Genomic DNA, 17,560 nt, shown 5'->3' on the forward strand with positions numbered 1-17,560 from the left:
TCTATCTATTTATAGTGGGTGTTAAGCTGAAACAAGATTTTTTAATTTTCCGGGTTGGAAACCAGAAAAACTTTCCGTTTCAGTCTCGATGACAGGGGCAGCAGAAAAGCCGAGACTTTTGACATGCTCGATAAACTCAGGTTGCTCATCAAGGTTGATTTCCTTAAATGGAACCTGGTGTTGGTCCAAGAAACGCTTGGTCATTTTGCATTGCACGCAATCATTTTTTGAATAAACAGTAATCATATCGTTCTCCTTTTTTTAATCACCCATATAGGATACAATGAAAAAGCAAGATTGTCAACCGAAAAAACTAAATATAGTGTTTTAGCAAATCAGAAAACACTATATATAGTATAAAAAGCTATAGCTAGGCTAGTCTTGGTATTTTTTGTTTTCTTACAATAAGTTTTCACCTCTTTTAAGTGAAAATACGACGGAAGAGAGGTTTACAGCTCTTACTATTTTTGAAAGAAAGATAAAAAATTCTTGAAAATGATTTCAAAAAATGGTATAATGTCGATTGTAAGGGTTATCACAAATAACCTTCAATATTGAAAAAAATAAAGGAGAATCCAATTATGGCTTCAAAAGATTTCCACATTGTGGCAGAAACAGGTATCCACGCACGTCCAGCAACCTTGCTTGTGCAAACAGCTAGCAAATTTGCTTCAGATATCACTTTGAACTACAAAGACAAATCAGTAAACCTTAAGTCTATCATGGGTGTGATGAGTCTTGGTGTTGGTCAAGGTGCTGATGTAACAATCTCTGCTGAAGGTGCTGATGCTGATGATGCAATCGCAGCAATTACTGAAACAATGAACAAGGAAGGTTTGGCATAAAGAGTATGACAGAAATGCTTAAAGGAATTGCAGCATCTGATGGTGTTGCGGTTGCGAAGGCATATCTACTCGTTCAACCAGATTTGTCATTTGAAACTGTTGCAGTTACAGATACAGATGCAGAAGAAGCTCGTTTGGATGCTGCTTTAGAAGCGTCACAAAACGAGCTTTCTGTTATTAGAGAGAACGCAGTAGCAAGCCTTGGTGAAGAAGCGGCAGCTGTTTTTGATGCCCATTTGATGGTTCTTGGTGACCCAGAGATGGTTGGTCAAATCAAAGAAACGATTCGTGCAAAAAAAGTCAATGCTGAAGCTGGTTTGACAGAAGTCACAGATATGTTCATTGCTATTTTTGAAGGCATGGAAGACAACCCATACATGCAGGAGCGAGCAGCGGATATTCGCGATGTCACAAAACGTGTCTTGGCTCATTTGTTGGGTGTTCGCTTGCCGAATCCTGCAGCCATTTCAGAAGAATCAATCGTCATTGCACATGACTTGACACCTTCTGATACAGCACAATTAGATAAGAACTTTGTAAAAGCCTTTGTTACCAATATCGGTGGCCGTACAAGTCACTCAGCAATTATGGCGCGTACACTTGAAATTGCGGCTGTTCTTGGTACAAATAACATCACTGAAATGGTGAAAGATGGCGATGTTCTTGCGGTAAATGGTATTACTGGTGAAGTGATTATCAACCCGTCAGAAGAACAAATCGCTACTTTCAAAGAAGCTGGTGAAGCCTATGCGAAGCAAAAGGCAGAATGGGCCTTGTTGAAAGACGCTCAAACAGTCACAGCTGACGGCAAGCATTTTGAATTGGCTGCCAACATCGGTACACCAAAAGACGTTGAAGGTGTGAATGACAATGGTGCAGAAGCAGTCGGTCTTTACCGTACAGAGTTCCTTTACATGGATTCACAAGACTTCCCAACAGAAGATGAGCAGTATGAAGCATATAAAGCTGTCCTTGAAGGAATGAATGGCAAACCGGTTGTCGTTCGTACAATGGATATTGGTGGAGATAAGGAGCTTCCTTATTTCGATCTTCCACATGAAATGAACCCATTCCTTGGTTTCCGTGCCCTTCGTATTTCGATTTCTGAAACTGGAAATCAAATGTTCCGTACGCAGTTGCGTGCTCTTCTTCGTGCATCTGTTCATGGTCAATTGCGGATTATGTTCCCAATGGTAGCCCTGATTACAGAATTCCGTGCAGCCAAAGCAATCTATGAAGAAGAAAAAGCAAAATTGCTTGCAGAAGGTATTCCAGTTGCGGATAACATCCAAGTCGGAATCATGATTGAGATTCCAGCGGCAGCAATGCTTGCGGATCAATTTGCAAAAGAAGTTGATTTCTTCTCAATCGGTACAAACGACTTGATCCAATACACAATGGCTGCTGACCGGATGAATGAGCAAGTTTCATACCTTTACCAACCATATAATCCATCTATCCTTCGCTTGATTAACAATGTAATCAAAGCAGCACATGCAGAAGGCAAATGGGCTGGTATGTGTGGAGAAATGGCAGGTGACCAAAAAGCGGTACCGCTTCTCGTAGGTATGGGCTTGGATGAGTTCTCAATGAGTGCAACTTCCGTCCTTCGTACACGTAGCTTGATGAAACAATTGGATACTGTGAAAATGCAAGAATATGCAAACCGTGCATTGACAGAATGCGCAACGGCAGAAGAAGTCCTAGCTTTGCAAAAAGAATACGTAAATTTTGATTAAAAAAACAGCCCAGTGGGCTGTTTTTTCACGAGCCAGGAAATATGCGAGCGAGTCAGGCCCAGTGGGCTGTTTTTTACGCATTAAGAGATGCAAAAGGTAGCTGGATAGTATAGGACAAGATTAGCGTCTCGTAATATTTGGGACAATCTCCCCGATGTTATAATTCATGCAACCAAGCTTCATGATACAATAAGGGATCTTAGTAGCACGTAAAGTGATGGATCAGTGTTCAATAGATATTTTTGAAACAATCAGAGGAAGTTGGTAAATGCTCATGCTAAAAAATTCAGGTGACAAAAAGAATCTTCTTTTGATTGAACTACTGTAGAAGATTATCCAAATGACAGGGAGCAGTTTATACTAGGAGCGAGTCTTTTTGCCGTGTTTTGGTTTTTAAGAGGCTTTTTTGGCTGACAGGCTGCTTGATTTATCGGAAAATGGTCTAGTATTTGTGGAATTTGCAATCCTTAGGCTATCCTACTTTCAGCCTCAATCGCAGTTTCGCCGATTGGAAGTGGGGCAAACGTGAAGAATGTTAAAACAGTACATGGTCAGTTTGATGGATTTTTCAAACTGATTTTTTGTCTATTCATGTTTTGAGCAAAATACTTGATTTCTATTTTTCATCTGTTAAAATATAACTATTCAACAAAATGATTGAATTGATAACAATTCGGTCATCTATTATTTTGAAAGGATTATTCAACAAAAATGTTGAATAGGGTTTAAGAAATGAACAAACGATGTTGATGGATATGAACGAGAAGAACAGTCACTAAATAAAAAGAATGGAGAAAAGACGATGACAAAACAATTAACAACCGAAACCTTTGCAAAAGAAATTGAATCAGGTGTTACCTTGGTAGATTTTGGTGCGACCTGGTGCCCTCCTTGCCAAATGATGGAGCCTATCGTTGAAGAGTTGGCTCAGGAATTTGAAGGAAGAGCGAGTGTGACCAAGGTGGATGTGGATCAATCCCCAGAATTAGCCCAACTCTTCAATGTGCGTTCTATTCCCACCCTTGTGCTTTTCAAAGATGGGAAGCCGGTTGATGCCACGCTTGGTGTCCAACCAAAGAAGGTATTGGCAGAGAAGATTTCAAGTCAATTATAGGAGAAACAAATGTACGATGCAATTATTATTGGTTCAGGCCCTGCGGGCTATACGGCGGGGATCTATCTTAGTCGAGCAGGTCTTAAAAATCGATTGATTACGGGCTATTCAGAAGGTGGTCAGCTTACAACGACTACGCTGGTTGAGAATTATCCAGGATTTGAAAAGGGAATTGACGGGAATGAACTGGTCAAAAATATGCGTCAGCAAGCAGCCTCTTTTGGAACAGAGATGACCTTTGGTTTCGTTGAAAAAATCGAAGGAGAAAGCTCTCCTTTTACAGTGCACCTTGATTCTGGCGAAATGCTGGAAACCAAGGCTGTTATTATTGCGACTGGCTCAAGTGCGAATTACCTAGGAATTGAAGGGGAAGTAGAAGCAATCGGTAAAGGTGTTAGTGCCTGTGCAACGTGTGATGCCTTCTTTTACAAGGATCGTGAAATTATTGTCGTTGGTGGTGGAGACGTTGCCATGGAAGAAGCTATCTATTTGACTCGCTTTGCTTCTAAAGTTACAGTTGTCCACCGTAGAGATGAGTTACGTGCGTCTGATATCATGGTACAGCGAGCTAAAAGTCATAAGGAGATTAACTGGGTCTTGAATGCAACTCCAGTTAAGGTTCATTCAGACATGATGGGAATGACGGGGCTGGATATTCGGGATAATGCGACTGGTGAGGTTAGACACCTCAAGGCAGATGGGCTTTTTGTAGCAATTGGTCATCATCCAAATACGGAATTTCTGGGAGGAAAACTAGAATTGGATGCCAAAGGCTATATTCAGACGCAGCCAGGGACTTCTAAGACTTCTGTGCCAGGGATTTTTGCTGCTGGTGATGTTCAAGATTCTAAGTACCAGCAAGCCGTTACTGCAGCAGCCAGTGGTGCAGTCGCAGCCTTGGATACCTTAGAATTTATTGAAAATAAATGATAAAGACAATCACGTCTAGCCTAGAACTGGACGAACTCTTACAGGAAATGGGGCACCTAGCCCTCCTTGTGTCTCCCAATCAGTGCAGTATTGCATCAGTAGAGCAAGGAGTGCTTCTTGCTTTAGCCAAGGAGAAGGGATTGCCACTGTATCAGGCGGATTTGTTTCAAGTGCCAAGGTTGCTATCTCTGTATGCCCTCAATCCCTCTATGACGAGCCTATTAATCTTTGAGCAAGGCCGCTTAGTGACAAAGGAGGAATATGGATATGGCACGACAAGCCCTGCTACAAACGACAAACCATCTCGTTTAGGGATATAGGAGATGGTTGGAGTGAGGTAGAACTCAATCTATCAAAAATTGAACTTATGTCGGCTTTGTTTGAGAAAATTTGCTTACAAAGGCATCGTGATAAATAGAAAGGAAACCTTATGGAAATTAGTTATTGGTCAGATATTGCTTGTCCCTTTTGCTATATTGGTGCAAGCCGTATGAAACGTGCGATGGAAGCAGTTGGCTTGGATCCTCATGATTTGAAAATGAAGGCTTACCAACTTAATCCTCATGCTCCTTTAGCAACAGATGAAACCATGTTGACGCAGTTTGCGGCTAGTCATGGTATGACTGAGGAGCAGGCAAGGATGCAGTTTCAGCACATGGCAGATATGGGAGCTGAAGAAGGCCTCAAGCTAGATGTTGCAGGAGCCATCCCGACAAATACCTTTTCAGCACACCGTCTCATCAAATGGGCAGAAAGTCGTTTGGATAAAAAGACGCATCATCGCCTTATCACGAAACTTTATCAACTCTATTTTGAAGAGCATGCCTCGATTGCTGATACAGCGGTTTTACTGGAAGCGGCAAAGGGAGTGGGCCTACCGCAAGAAGAAGTGACAGCTTTGCTTGAAGGAACGGACTTTAGCACTGCTGTCCAGCAAGATATCCTAGAAGCTCAAGAAGCTAGAGTGCAAGGAGCGCCCTTCTTTGTGCTGAATAATAAATATGGTATCTCAGGTGCGCAACCGTATGAATACATGCTTGCAGCCCTCAAACAAGTTCAAGCAGAGGAAGGGAACAATAAAAAATGAAAGAATTGAAAATGGACTTTTTTGGATCTGAGAGTGAAAATGGTGCTTCACTCGTTTGCGGAATTGATGGCTGTATGATAGATACAGGGTTACAGCAGGAAAATGCAGATGATTTCGAAGAAAGAAAGGACTAAAGGATGGAATTATCAGCCTTAAATTTGGTGCCGTTGCGGTCGGGCCAGAATTTTCACGAAGCGATAGAGGATATGGTTGAGCTGGCTCAACAATTAGAAGGTTTTGGCTATAAGCGGTATTGGATTGCCGAACACCACAATAGCAAAACCATCGCGAGTAGTGCAACGCAGCTTCTTATCCAGCATACGCTGTCGCAGACGAACACTATCAGAGTAGGTTCAGGTGGTGTCATGCTCCCTAATCACAGCCCTTATCTGGTTGCGGAGCAATATGGAACGCTTGAAACCCTGTATCCAAAGCGGATTGATTTGGGTTTGGGACGAGCGCCAGGGACAGATATGCAAACAGCACGAGCGTTACGGCGTTCGGATAATCTCAATCCAGATTTTGAAACGGATTTGGCAGAATTGGAGTCCTATTTTAAAGATAGCTCATCTGTCCATGCCTACCCGGCTGCAGGGCTGGATGTACCATTTTATATCTTAGGTTCAAGTACGGATTCTGCTCATTTGGCTGCTAAACTGGGACGACCCTATGTTTTTGCGGCGCATTTTGCACCAGCAGCTATGGAAGAGGCGATTCGGATTTACAGGCAGGAATTTACACCTTCTGCCTACTTGGATAAACCGTACGTTATCCTAGCTTTAAATGCCATTCTTGCTGAAACAGATGAGGAGGCAAAGGTTTTAGCGACCAGCCAGACTCAGACGTTCTTGAGTATCGTGACCAATGCCCAGAAAGGATTACAGCCTCCTAAGGCGAGCGAGGACGACGTTTGGCGGCATTATGTCGCTGCGGAAAAAGTTCCTCACTTTGGGCCGGTAGCTTTTACAAAGGATTCCCTCATCCGAAGAGAAAAAGCGATTGTGCAACAAATGTCGGCTGTCACCTTGGTTGGAAGTCCAGATACCGTAGCTCGTCAAATTGCCCAATTACACAGTCGTGTGCAGATGGATGAAATCATGGCCAATAGTTTCATTTATGACCAAACAGCCCAAGCGAGGTCGTATGAGTTGCTAGCTAAGGTCATTCAGAAAGAGAATAGCGAGGGATAATCAGTGGATAAAAAACGAATTGAAGCCTTCTCAGACGCTATTTTGGCTATTATTGTCACGATTATGGCGTTAGAATTGCAATTACCACAAGAATTAACACTCTCTGGCTTTGTGGGTATTCTTCCTATGGTCTTCGTCTACATCGCCAGTTTCTTGCAGATTATGACTGTTTGGCTCTACTATCACGAGCTCTTTCAATTGCTGGATCAGATGACCTTTCGTGTGTTTGTCGCAAATAGCGTCTGGCTCTTAACGGCCAGCTTGGTGCCCCTAGCAACGAGAGCTGTTGGTCAATACTCTGGTAGTTTTTCTGCCCTCTTATTTTATATCCTTATCTTAGGATTGTGGGATGTCGCCTGGGTCATCATGGCCACTGTCTTGTTGAAATCAACTTCCAGACAACTTTCCTTGGACGATAAACGAATTCCCTATCGCTGGGCGAAGCTTTATGCTGTTCAATTATTAGTCATTTTACTTGTGGGGTATTTGGTTCCATCCTTCATCCCCTTTGGTCCCTTACTTATGATTGTCAATGTCATCTACGGATTTTTGAGTGATCGAAAATAATATTAAAGACAACGAACATGGTTAGGTTAGCATATTAGACAGACTTCTTTTGAGGTCTGTTTTTTTGTTGAGGAAAATAAAAAACGTGATACTTCTGAATTTCTGAAAATTTGTTGAAATGGGTCAGAAAAAGGGGAGGAGGGGGTAGAAGCAATCAAAACGTAGAGAAAAAATAGGTGACCGATAGAGAAAGAAGATAGGCGTTTGTTATACTGAGCTTAGGATAGAAAATGAGGAAGTGTAGCTAGGCCAGATTGATGTTAGGAAAGATAGACAGGCCTGTTTTACCACTTGCATTTTCATCAGTTATTGTCAGTATTAAACCCATTTTGAACTGATTGCATCAGAAAGGAGAAGAGATGAATTCCTTTACCCGTGCGAGATTGTATCTTAAGCGTCATCCGGTTAAAACAGCTATCTTAACCACGTTTCTTTTATTTATTAGTATTGCCCTAAGCCTACTGATTAGCCTCAATACATCATTAACCCAAGATAGGAAACGCTTATCAGATAGTCAACTGCACCAATCCCTTGTGACACGATTGAGAGATGTTCCAGCCGCACAAGTGAATCCTGCAAGCCGAACCTATTTTGAAGAAGTTGTGTCTGAAAATCATCTGAACGCCCATCATTTAATTTCAGAAGAAGTGACAATTGGAGAGACTGAATCTGAACAAACAAGGGTTTATAGTTTGGTCAATCAAGATTTCTTTGAAAAAAGCCAGTTGGTCGACAAGGAATTGGTATTGGAAGCAGGAACTTTTTTAAATGAAAACAGTGGTAGTGAGGCTCTCATTAGTCGTAATCTTGCTAATCGCTATCATCTTGCTGTAGGAGATACTATTTCAATCACATCAACAACAGGTCAAAAGCTAGCCTTACGGATTGAGGGCATATTTAAGACCAAACATTCTCCCTTTGCGAATAGGGAAAGCGATACACTTGAACATACTATTTTAACGACAAGAAAAACTCTTGAGCAATTGAATCCTCAGTATAGCTACCATACCAGTATTTATCATGCTAAAAATGAAGCAAATATGACACAGGCTAGAGCTTGCCTGCAGGCAGGAACAGAACTAAAAGACTATCAATTAACACAAAATACCAGTATTCAACTGTTCTTAAAAACCTTGAATAGCCAGCAAGGTCTTCTCAAATGGATTCTATGGGGGACCATTGTACTTAGTCACCTCGTTCTTCTCTTTTTCCTTCATTTATGGATGAAGGGTCGGCAATTGGAGATTGGGGTTTTACAATCGCTGGGTAAAAGTCGGATGGAAATCCTACTCCAGTATATGCTGGAAGTACTGATTCTGGCAAGTATCACCTTGACGATTGGTCTAGTAGTGACAAACCTGTTTCTTCCTTCATTAAGGGAAGTCTTGCTAAGCGATATGCTGAAAACAAGTTACGAGAATGCCGATAATGGCGAATGGTTGCCGGCTGTCTTCTTGGCCAACCATCACTATGTAAAAGATTTACTTTCTCACCCTGTTCGCCTTGCGCCTCTTGATATACTCTTGATTGTTGGCAGTGTCTTAGGCTTGTCTGTGGGAGCAGTGCTTCTTTCTTGTTTGTCACTGCTTCGGTATTCACCGAAAAAAATATTTGCAATGATGTTATAAGCTATATGAAGATATAAAGGAGAAATCATGTCATTTATTACGAGAGCGTTGTATTATTTACGACGAAAAACAGTCCGAAATCTGGTTACCTTTTTCCTATTTGCTACCGTTGCTAGCTCCTTAGTGGCGGTCATGGCCCTATCAAAATCTATGTCGGGAAAGGTTATTGAAAAAAATAATATTGCCCAGACGGTTACATTATCTGCCAGCAACATTTTTGTTGGAGATGGGTATGGATCAGGAGAATTATCCGAAAAAGCTCTGCAAGAAATTGGCCATCATCCAGATGTGGAGAGCTTTGTTTCATCCGTTTCATCCTTTGCTAGTTTAGAAAATGCAAAACCTGTCCCTATTGGAACGAGCGAAGGGGATTATCGTCCTGGAAATCTTGAAACAGTAGTCAATGTTGAAGGGATTTCGACCAGTGAGAAGGATAATCGGTTTACAACCGGTATGCTCAGTCTTGTCAGTGGTCGGCATATCACAGCAGGAGACAAGCATAAGGTGATTGTCCACGAAGATTTTGCCAAGCATAACCATTTAAAAGTGGGAGATCAGTTGACACTTGGTCGTGACCCGATTCGCTATATTGGGACAGATAAGACACCAATTCAAGCAGAAATCATTGGAATTTTCAAAGGAAAAACCTTTAATAGGCCAAACTATAGTGATGAATTAGTTTCTAATACTCTCTTATCGGATACGACAATAGCCAGTGAATTATTTGGTTTTGAAACAGGAAAAACCCTCTATAGTGAAGCAACCTATACCTTGAAAAAATCTGCAGACACCAAGGCATTTATTGCCAATATTAAGCAGACAGTTGATACGGTTAACTGGCAAAATTATCAATTAACCGAGCAAAATCCTGCTCTAAAATCCTATAATCGGAGTATTGTTCTTTTGCAAAAGACGGTCAAACGGCTCTTGATTGGGACGATTATCACAAGTGCTATCGTACTCATCTTGCTCTTGATTTTTAATAGTCAAAGTCGTTTACGTGAATCGGGTGTGCTACTAGCGCTTGGTCGTTCAAAATGGGATATTATGGCTCAACACATCCTTGAAAATATTCTCTTAGCCCTTCCGGCTTTTGCGATTGCTAGTCTCTTAGGACAAATGCTGGGACAATCGTTTGCTAACCAGACAGTAGACTCTGTTGCGAAAACAGTACGTGCGGATATTTTGAAACAGTTAGGAGGCTATAGTCTTGGTGCAGATAGCCAGACGGACTTGATTATGCAAACCGTCAAGCATTTCCAAGTACAATTCACACCAAGAGAATTGTCTCAGATGTTGGTCGTATGTGCTGGTTTGATTGTAGTCGGTATTCTCATTGCAAGCATACCGCTGATGTCTTATAAGCCAAAAGATATTTTAACGAAGATTTCATAAGGAGAAGAGTATGTTAGCGATTAAAGATTTATCCTATACCTATGCAAGTATTAGTCAGCAATCCGTCTTTCAAAACTTGAATTACCAATTTGAAGAAGGGACTTTTTATTCCATTGTCGGCCATTCAGGAACTGGAAAGACCACCTTATTATCGCTGTTAGCAGGACTAGACAAGCCAACCTCAGGTCAGGTATTGCTCGACGGTCAAGATGTCCGAGAAATTGGTTATCAAGCCTATCGCAGAAACCATGTATCCTTGGTTTTTCAAAATTACAACTTGCTAGACTATCTTACTCCTTTGGAAAATATTCGCTTAGTGAATAAAAAAGCTGCTCCACAGGTCTTGCTCGATTTGGGCTTATCCCAAGAGCAGATTCATCGCAATATCCTGCAATTATCAGGTGGGCAGCAGCAACGGGTAGCTATTGCCCGTTCCCTCGTTTCTGGTGCCAACGTCATGCTACTAGATGAACCTACTGGTAATTTGGATGAAGACATTGCAATCGATATTGTAGAGCATCTAAAAACCATTGCCCATGAGGAGAAGAAATGTGTCATTATGGTGACCCATAGCAAGGCCTTGGCCAATATGGCGGACGTGCAGTTGACTTTACGCAATGGTCAATTTCGTTGATAAAAGAAAAAAAGAAGAACTGGCTGGATGGAAATAACCGATTCAGCCAGTATTCTTGTGCAAGTCTAGGAACAAAGCTTATCTGTACTTTGTCTGTTTTTTGGGCCATAAGCAGAAAGTTTCTTGAAACTAGTGTATAATTAAGAGGGAACTTTTTCAAAAAAGCGAGTAGAGTAGGAAAAGGAGAGCAAGAATGTACAAAATTTTAGTCGTTGAAGACGATGCAACTATCAACCAAGTTATTTGTGAATTTTTAAAAGAACATGGCTACCAAGTGAAGGCAGCAGTAGATGGCAAAGAAGCCCTAAATTATTTTGAACAAGACAGCTTTGACTTGATCCTCTTAGATATTATGCTGCCAACTGTCAGTGGTCTAGATGTGTTAAAAGAAATCCGCAAAACTTCTCAGGTACCAGTGATGATGCTAACAGCTCTTGATGATGAATATACCCAGCTCGTCAGCTTCAACCATTTAATCAGTGATTATGTGACTAAACCGTTTTCGCCCTTAATTTTGATGAAACGAATTGAAAATGTTTTACGCAGTTCTATCACCTATTCTGAAATTATCGTTGATGACTTACGTGTATCCTTAGAAGACTGCACTGTTTATTGGAAAGGGGAGAAAATGTCCCCAACCAAGACAGAGTATGAGTTGATCGAAACCCTTGCCAAACGCAAGTACCACCTTGTGACCAGAGAGCAGCTGATGGATGTTATCTGGGGTTATAGCGAATTAGATACGCGGGTTCTGGATAACCACATCAAGAATATTCGGAAGAAGATACCGGGAATTCCTTTGGTGACCATCACCGGTATGGGTTATCAGTTGGGGAGAGATGACTAGTGAAAATCGCTAAAAAACATTTTCTCTTGGTCAGCGGAATGGTCTTTGTTGTCGTAACGGCTTTACTGACGACCTTGTACTTTGTCATGCCGATATATTATCAGTCGGTTAAAACCGCAGAAGTAACACGGGAATTTACACAAGTTTCTCAAAGCATTCAGGGAAAGTCTGAAGATGAGATGACGGCTCTTCTGACCTACTATGATAAAAAGAATTTGCGTATGTGGTATGCCTTGTCGGATGCGACAGGAAAACTCCACTATCCAAAGGTAGAGACCTCAGATGAAGGGATAGCCGTCCAAGTCAGTCCTTTTATTGCCGCAGATAATGAGCGGGCTCAACTAACAGAAATCATCACAGATGCAGAAGGTCAAAGCTATACCTTAGAAGGTGAGTATTCCTTGCAGCCTGTTTCAGATGCCAGTCAGGTACTGTTTGAGTTGTCTCCCTATTTGTTGTTCTTTTCTTTGTGTTTAGGTATCAGCCTTTCCTTTGTTTATAGCCGAATTTCGACCAGACGGCTCAAGGAGATTTCTGCGACAACCCGAAAAATGGTCAGCTTATCCCCAGATGTTCTTTGCCAAGTCAATGGAAACGATGAAATTGCGGATTTGGCGCAGGATGTCAATACGCTCTATGAAAGCCTCTTGCGCAATATGGAGGCCTTGCGATTGGAAAACGAGAAAGTTGCAGAAAGCGAGCGAAGCAAGGCCGAATTTTTACGGATGACCTCGCATGAACTTAAGACACCGATTGCAGGTATGCTGGGCATTGTAGACGGCATGATTTATGGAATTGGCGATTTTAAGGATCGAGACAAGTACCTCAAAAAATGCCGTGAAATACTGGAAGAGCAGTCCCAGCTTGTCCAATCCATTCTAGCGATTTCCAAGTTAGAAATGCAGGATGTAGAAGAAGAAACCAGTGTCTTTTCCTTATCGGATGTCTTGGAAGAGCAGGTTGGATTTTACCAGACCTTGGCTACTGTAGAAGGGTATCACTTTATCGCAAAGCTGTCACCGCTAGAGGTAGAAGGCAATCAAACGTATTTACTCAAGGCCATCAAAAATATTTTAGACAACGCCTTTCATTATACGAAGGCTGGTGGGGAGATTTTGTTATCCGTAGATGAAAACCAGCTGGTCATTGAAAATGAGGCAGAAAAAATCTTAAGCAAGGAGCAAATCAAGCAGATTTTCCAACCTTTTTATCGACCGGATTACAGTCGTAGCCGCAAGGACGGTGGAACAGGACTAGGTCTCTTTATTGTACAGCAGATTTTAGAACAGCACCAGTTGACCTACCGTTTTGAAGCAATTGATGAGAAGTGGATGCGTTTTAGCATTTTCTTTTAGAGGATAGAAGAAAAGCATAGAAACAGGTAGGTCTCTATGCTTTTCGTATGTTATAGTGGGAATTTTAGTTTGCCCAGAATTTTTCTGCAATCGCTTGGCCTTGTTTGATTTTAGCCCATTGTTCAGCAGCAGACAATTCATTTCCAGAATCGCATGAGGCAAAGCCGCATTGGTGAGAAAGGTAGAGGCGTTCTTTTGGAATGATTTGACTAGCTTGCTCGAGTAATTGGTAGACCCGATCTTCATCATCTAGGGTGTTGGTCTTACTAGAAAGGAGGCCTAAGACGATTTCAGCCTTGGAATCTTTGAGGCTTTCAAGTGCTTTTAAATCTCCAGCACGCTCGTCATCCCATTCAAGGAAGAAGCGGTCATAGTGTTGGTCACGGAGGAATTTCTGAGCGATAGCTTCATAGGTGCCACCAGCTGCATGACGACTTTCGTAGTTTCCACGGCAGTTGTGAGTCCAAACTGTCAAGCCAAGTTCATGAGCGAAATCGACTACCTCATTATTGAGTGCGACGAAGGAATCTGCTAAACCAGATAAGGCGGCATTGCCCTCAGCAAAGAAACTAGCTGGATTGTTCTCATCGAATAATTCCCAGAGACAGTCATCGAATTGAATAATGTTACCACCAGCGGCCTTGTAATCTTCAAGGAATTCTTTGTAGGCCTTGACAACTCCAGCTTGTAATGCCTCTGCTGTTGGGTAAATCTGCTCTTCTCCATATAGGCGGTCAAATACAGAGAGTTCGGTAAAGGCATGGGCAGGCCCCCAGATGGTTAGTTTTGTTGCAGTATCTCCTGCTTCAGCTTGAACCAATTTGTAAATGTCGATAAAATGGTGGTTTTTCCCAGATAATTCTTCCGTAATGCGGATACCAATGTCCTTACGTGTTTCAAAATGTCCACCGTCATGATCCTTGAATGGATAACCATGCTCTGCGATATAGCGCTCAATACCTTTGAAACCCCAGATAAAGTCAAGATGCCACATTGATTTTGAATATTCACCATCTGTCACGATGTCAATGCCATTTTCCTTTTGTTCAGCGATAATCGCCTTGATATCCTTAGTTTCCGTTTCTTGGTAGCCTGGAAAATCTTGATAGAAAGGATAGTTGATGTCATCACGGTGCTCGATTTGCGTCTTGTAGTCCCGCAAATCAGCTGGACGTAGGAGTGAGCCTACGAGTTGAAATCTTGATCTTGTCATGTTCGTTTCTCCATTTCTCGTTGATGTTTTTATTCTATCGAAAATAGAGGGAAAAGAAAAATAGTTATTTTAAAAGAAAGGATATAGTTGAAAACTATACCTTATCGGAATGCCTCTCCCACCTATCTTCTTTCCGTAAAATATGATATAATAACCGCAGTGAACGTTAGAAAAATGAGGTCTCTATGAAGAAACAATCAGTCTTTATTGCAGTAGGAATTGTGATGTTAGGAGCAGTGATGCGCGTGCCGATTACAGCCATTCCTCCGATTTTAACAGATATTGCAAGTAGCTTGGGAGTGTCGGTCAGTGAGTTGGGTCTTCTTACTTCTATTCCGCTTCTCATGTTTGCTCTCTGCTCTTCTATCGCTCCGAAATTAGCCAATCGCTTTGGCATGGAGCGGTTGATGAGTGGGGTCTTACTCACTATGGCAATCGGCTCGCTGTTGCGGATTGTCAATCTCCCTTTCTTATATCTGGGAACGATTCTAGTCGGGGCAACGATTGCCATGATTAATGTCCTATTGCCCAGTATCGTTGCAGCCAGCTTTCCGCATAAGATTGGTCTGTATACCACCTTATACATTACGATGATGGGGCTCATGTCTACGGTAGCATCAATGGTGGCTGTTCCCATTGTGGCAGCAACATCATGGTCTTTCTTTATCATCTTGGTGACAGGCTTTGTCGGACTAGCTTTTCTGTTTTGGCTCCCAAATATGCGACAGAATCATCATACTGCCCAAACAGAAGTAATGGCAACTTCATCGCTTTGGAAGAACAAGTATGCGGTCATTTTTCTAGTCTTTAGCGGTCTGCAATCCATGCTCTTTTACACCGAGTTGACATGGTTGCCAACGATGGCACAAACCGCAGGTTTAGCTCAAGCTCAGGCAGGATTTTTAGCTGGGATTTTTAGCTTGGTGAGTATACCTGTTTCCATGGTGATTCCTGGAATTGTTTCACGCCTGAAAAAAGAGCAACGAGCAATCATGATGACTGGCTTATCTTGCCTAACCCTAATGGGTCTCGTCCTGATGTTATTCACACCAACAACCTTTATCATGTGGTTGATTATTCATCTCTTGCTCGGCTTATCTGTCAGTGCTTTGTTCCCTTACATGATGTTGTCGCTGTCCCTAAAAACTAGTAATAGTCAAGCAACGGCTCGCTTATCAGGGATGGTTCAGACCGGAGGCTATCTCATTGCAGCGATAGGACCTGCTGCCTTAGGGTATAGCTATTCGATTGCAGCTTCTTGGATACCCCTGATTATCAGTCTACTCCTTGTGACACTTGGTATGATAGTCACGATTTTCTTGATTGAAAAAGAAGATGTGATTGTGTGATGAAAAGAAGAAGCTGATTAGAGGTAATTTATGGGAAAATTGTTAGCGACTAGAATGCGAGCTAGAAGGAAGGAGCTAATCTTACTCACTAGAGTTTTTTTGTGTGTCAATGATATGCTGCATCCTTTTGAGCCACTCATGTTCCTCGGTAATGGTTAATAGATCTACTCCAGACTGAATGAGTTGCTCATCATCAGTGGCCAGTCCTAGATAGATCCGCCCCGTTGCTAGGTAGTCGTAGCGTTTTTGCTCTTTGGCGAGTTGAATGGTTTTTTCAGCGAAGAATTGTGTTTTCTCAGTGAGATGATGATTTAAAAAGATATTTGATAACTGCCTATACAGGGAGAGGGCAGTAACTTGAATATTTTTATAATCCCCAAACTTTTCGAGATGTTTCAGTAGCAAATCAGAGACGATTTCAAGAGTTTCAATGGGGAAGTGTCCGATGATACTACCGACCAATCGAATATCATTGTGATACCAGATATCATAGGCGGATAATTCCCTCCAAAGGAGTCGGTCAATGATATCTTTAGAATTTTTTGAAGGTTCTTGTAGTTCAAGTACAGCTTGAAGCACGAGCATTCTTCGTCTAATGGGTACTGAGTCTGGCTGTCGCTTGAGGACTTCCTGGCATTGCGAGACGAGCTCCTCCATTTTTTCTCGGCTAGGAAACTTGAGATTGTCAATCTCATAGAGGAGTTTTTGACTTTGGCTAGGCTGGTAAGAGTAGCAGATGTATTCAAACTCTTCAAAGGTCATGTCCACTTGCTGGAGCAGGAAGTGCATATGCTCGTAGGAGGGGACTGTTTCGTTGTTTTCAAAGCGTACGAGGGTACTACGGTTGAGGTGGTTTCCGCAGACCTGCTTTTGACTGAGCTGTTTCGCCCGACGAATCTCCTTATAGACACTTCCATAATCCCATCTCATCTCTTCACCTCCTAAAAATGTGAGAATTTGCAACAAATGATACCATTTTCTGGTAATTAGTATATCATAAAAGTGTAAAAAAATTCATAAATAAAGGAGGAAAATTTTATGAATAGAATGCAATTGGTAGCAAAAGCTTTATTTGGACTGTTACTTATTGGCAGTATGCTGTTTGCTATTCATCTCTTGACGGTAGATGAAGGTTATCTTCCTTTAGAAGTTCAAGGGGTGAATCGGATGATTGAAGTATAAAGTGCTTACAGAAAGGATGTGGTGGAGATGTACAGTGAGGAAGATATGTAGAAGCGCCCTTTAAATATTATAAAATAGTTAATTATAGGAGTAAAAATATGAAAAAAAGAATTAGTAACAAAGCGTTAGCTTTGCTAGCTGTAGGCTTTTTAGGTTTTGGACTTGCTACTACAGCTACTGTCGTTAGTGCAGAAACAGCATATCCAGCTCCGTATCCAATTATTGACGAATGGAATTATGGTGTAAGTGATAACTATGGTTACTCTAACTATTATGTTAAGTCTCCAAATAATATTGGTTCAAAATCTTCGGTAACAAATTTTTGGGGAACAGTGAAGGCATCCGATTCTCAAAGATATGGCTGGGCACTGTCAAGCGCAACAAAAGCTTGGAATGATGTACGATTAAATGCACATTGGAATTACTTTAGATTTTAAAATGGTTGATGAAAGTTAAGACCCTATCATACTACTGGGTCTTTTGTA

The 17,560-nt window shown here is 41.7% G+C and carries 19 protein-coding genes and 1 pseudogene; 17 read left to right on the plus strand and 3 right to left on the minus strand.

The window, feature by feature from the left end; translation table 11 throughout:
- Window positions 1-21: 21 nt before the first annotated feature.
- Window positions 22-246, minus strand: a complete 225-nt coding sequence (gene nrdH, locus A4H00_RS07365) for a glutaredoxin-like protein NrdH (protein ID WP_067088734.1) — start codon at window positions 244-246, stop codon at window positions 22-24.
- Window positions 247-581: 335 nt separating this feature from the next.
- On the opposite strand from nrdH, the gene A4H00_RS07370 reads away from it, so the two are divergent.
- The 14 genes and pseudogenes from A4H00_RS07370 (at window position 582) to A4H00_RS07430 (ending at window position 13,331) form a co-directional block, all read left to right on the plus strand.
- The gene (locus tag A4H00_RS07370; RefSeq protein WP_067088737.1) at window positions 582-845 is read left to right on the plus strand and encodes a phosphocarrier protein HPr; all 264 of its coding nucleotides are present in this window, start codon (window positions 582-584) and stop codon (window positions 843-845) included.
- Window positions 846-850: 5 nt separating this feature from the next.
- Window positions 851-2,584 (plus strand): phosphoenolpyruvate--protein phosphotransferase, encoded by a 1,734-nt coding sequence (gene ptsP, locus A4H00_RS07375; protein WP_067088739.1) that lies wholly within the window; start codon window positions 851-853, stop codon window positions 2,582-2,584.
- A gap of 766 nt (window positions 2,585-3,350) precedes the next feature.
- Window positions 3,351-3,698 (plus strand): annotated as a pseudogene (trxA, locus tag A4H00_RS07380) (thioredoxin); the annotation flags it as partial.
- A 9-nt stretch (window positions 3,699-3,707) separates the two neighbouring features.
- Window positions 3,708-4,628 (plus strand): thioredoxin-disulfide reductase, encoded by a 921-nt coding sequence (gene trxB, locus A4H00_RS07385; protein WP_067088746.1) that lies wholly within the window; start codon window positions 3,708-3,710, stop codon window positions 4,626-4,628.
- Window positions 4,625-4,948, plus strand: a complete 324-nt coding sequence (locus A4H00_RS07390) for a hypothetical protein (protein WP_067088750.1) — start codon at window positions 4,625-4,627, stop codon at window positions 4,946-4,948. The genes trxB and A4H00_RS07390 overlap by 4 nt, the downstream gene beginning before the upstream one ends.
- Before the next feature lie 110 nt (window positions 4,949-5,058).
- Window positions 5,059-5,715 (plus strand): DsbA family oxidoreductase, encoded by a 657-nt coding sequence (locus A4H00_RS07395; protein WP_067088753.1) that lies wholly within the window; start codon window positions 5,059-5,061, stop codon window positions 5,713-5,715.
- Window positions 5,712-5,849 (plus strand): hypothetical protein, encoded by a 138-nt coding sequence (locus A4H00_RS11860; RefSeq protein ID WP_157770993.1) that lies wholly within the window; start codon window positions 5,712-5,714, stop codon window positions 5,847-5,849. The genes A4H00_RS07395 and A4H00_RS11860 overlap by 4 nt, the downstream gene beginning before the upstream one ends.
- 3 nt (window positions 5,850-5,852) lie before the next feature.
- Window positions 5,853-6,905 (plus strand): LLM class flavin-dependent oxidoreductase, encoded by a 1,053-nt coding sequence (locus tag A4H00_RS07400; protein WP_067088756.1) that lies wholly within the window; start codon window positions 5,853-5,855, stop codon window positions 6,903-6,905.
- A 3-nt stretch (window positions 6,906-6,908) separates the two neighbouring features.
- Window positions 6,909-7,472, plus strand: coding sequence for a TMEM175 family protein (locus tag A4H00_RS07405; RefSeq protein WP_067088760.1), 564 nt, complete (start codon window positions 6,909-6,911; stop codon window positions 7,470-7,472).
- Window positions 7,473-7,831: 359 nt separating this feature from the next.
- The gene (locus A4H00_RS07410) at window positions 7,832-9,100 is read left to right on the plus strand and encodes an ABC transporter permease (protein WP_067088764.1); all 1,269 of its coding nucleotides are present in this window, start codon (window positions 7,832-7,834) and stop codon (window positions 9,098-9,100) included.
- Between the two features lie 27 nt (window positions 9,101-9,127).
- Window positions 9,128-10,495, plus strand: coding sequence for an ABC transporter permease (locus tag A4H00_RS07415; RefSeq protein WP_067088768.1), 1,368 nt, complete (start codon window positions 9,128-9,130; stop codon window positions 10,493-10,495).
- A gap of 10 nt (window positions 10,496-10,505) precedes the next feature.
- Window positions 10,506-11,129, plus strand: coding sequence for an ABC transporter ATP-binding protein (locus A4H00_RS07420; protein ID WP_067088772.1), 624 nt, complete (start codon window positions 10,506-10,508; stop codon window positions 11,127-11,129).
- A 193-nt stretch (window positions 11,130-11,322) separates the two neighbouring features.
- Complete coding sequence (locus A4H00_RS07425) at window positions 11,323-11,976, plus strand: response regulator transcription factor (RefSeq protein ID WP_067088776.1); 654 nt, start codon at window positions 11,323-11,325, stop codon at window positions 11,974-11,976.
- Window positions 11,976-13,331: a sensor histidine kinase gene (locus A4H00_RS07430; RefSeq protein WP_067088779.1), complete on the plus strand. Its 1,356-nt coding sequence runs from the start codon at window positions 11,976-11,978 to the stop codon at window positions 13,329-13,331. The genes A4H00_RS07425 and A4H00_RS07430 overlap by 1 nt, the downstream gene beginning before the upstream one ends.
- Before the next feature lie 64 nt (window positions 13,332-13,395).
- On the opposite strand, the gene A4H00_RS07435 is transcribed toward A4H00_RS07430, so the two are convergent.
- Window positions 13,396-14,544: a cobalamin-independent methionine synthase II family protein gene (locus A4H00_RS07435; protein ID WP_067088781.1), complete on the minus strand. Its 1,149-nt coding sequence runs from the start codon at window positions 14,542-14,544 to the stop codon at window positions 13,396-13,398.
- Between the two features lie 185 nt (window positions 14,545-14,729).
- Here A4H00_RS07435 and A4H00_RS07440 point away from each other — a divergent pair, with 185 nt between their 5' ends.
- Window positions 14,730-15,893, plus strand: a complete 1,164-nt coding sequence (locus tag A4H00_RS07440) for an MFS transporter (RefSeq protein ID WP_067088784.1) — start codon at window positions 14,730-14,732, stop codon at window positions 15,891-15,893.
- Window positions 15,894-15,974: 81 nt separating this feature from the next.
- On the opposite strand, the gene A4H00_RS07445 is transcribed toward A4H00_RS07440, so the two are convergent.
- The gene (locus A4H00_RS07445; protein WP_067088788.1) at window positions 15,975-16,823 is read right to left on the minus strand and encodes a helix-turn-helix domain-containing protein; all 849 of its coding nucleotides are present in this window, start codon (window positions 16,821-16,823) and stop codon (window positions 15,975-15,977) included.
- A 108-nt stretch (window positions 16,824-16,931) separates the two neighbouring features.
- Between A4H00_RS07445 and A4H00_RS11865 the strand changes: the two genes are divergently transcribed.
- Both A4H00_RS11865 and A4H00_RS07450 read left to right on the plus strand, forming a co-directional pair.
- Window positions 16,932-17,075: a hypothetical protein gene (locus tag A4H00_RS11865; RefSeq protein WP_157770994.1), complete on the plus strand. Its 144-nt coding sequence runs from the start codon at window positions 16,932-16,934 to the stop codon at window positions 17,073-17,075.
- 98 nt (window positions 17,076-17,173) lie between these two features.
- The gene (locus tag A4H00_RS07450) at window positions 17,174-17,512 is read left to right on the plus strand and encodes a hypothetical protein (protein ID WP_067088792.1); all 339 of its coding nucleotides are present in this window, start codon (window positions 17,174-17,176) and stop codon (window positions 17,510-17,512) included.
- Window positions 17,513-17,560 lie beyond the last annotated feature (48 nt).

Origin of the sequence: Streptococcus marmotae (assembly GCF_001623565.1) — a bacterium.
GTDB classification, from domain to species: Bacteria; Bacillota; Bacilli; order Lactobacillales; family Streptococcaceae; genus Streptococcus; species Streptococcus marmotae.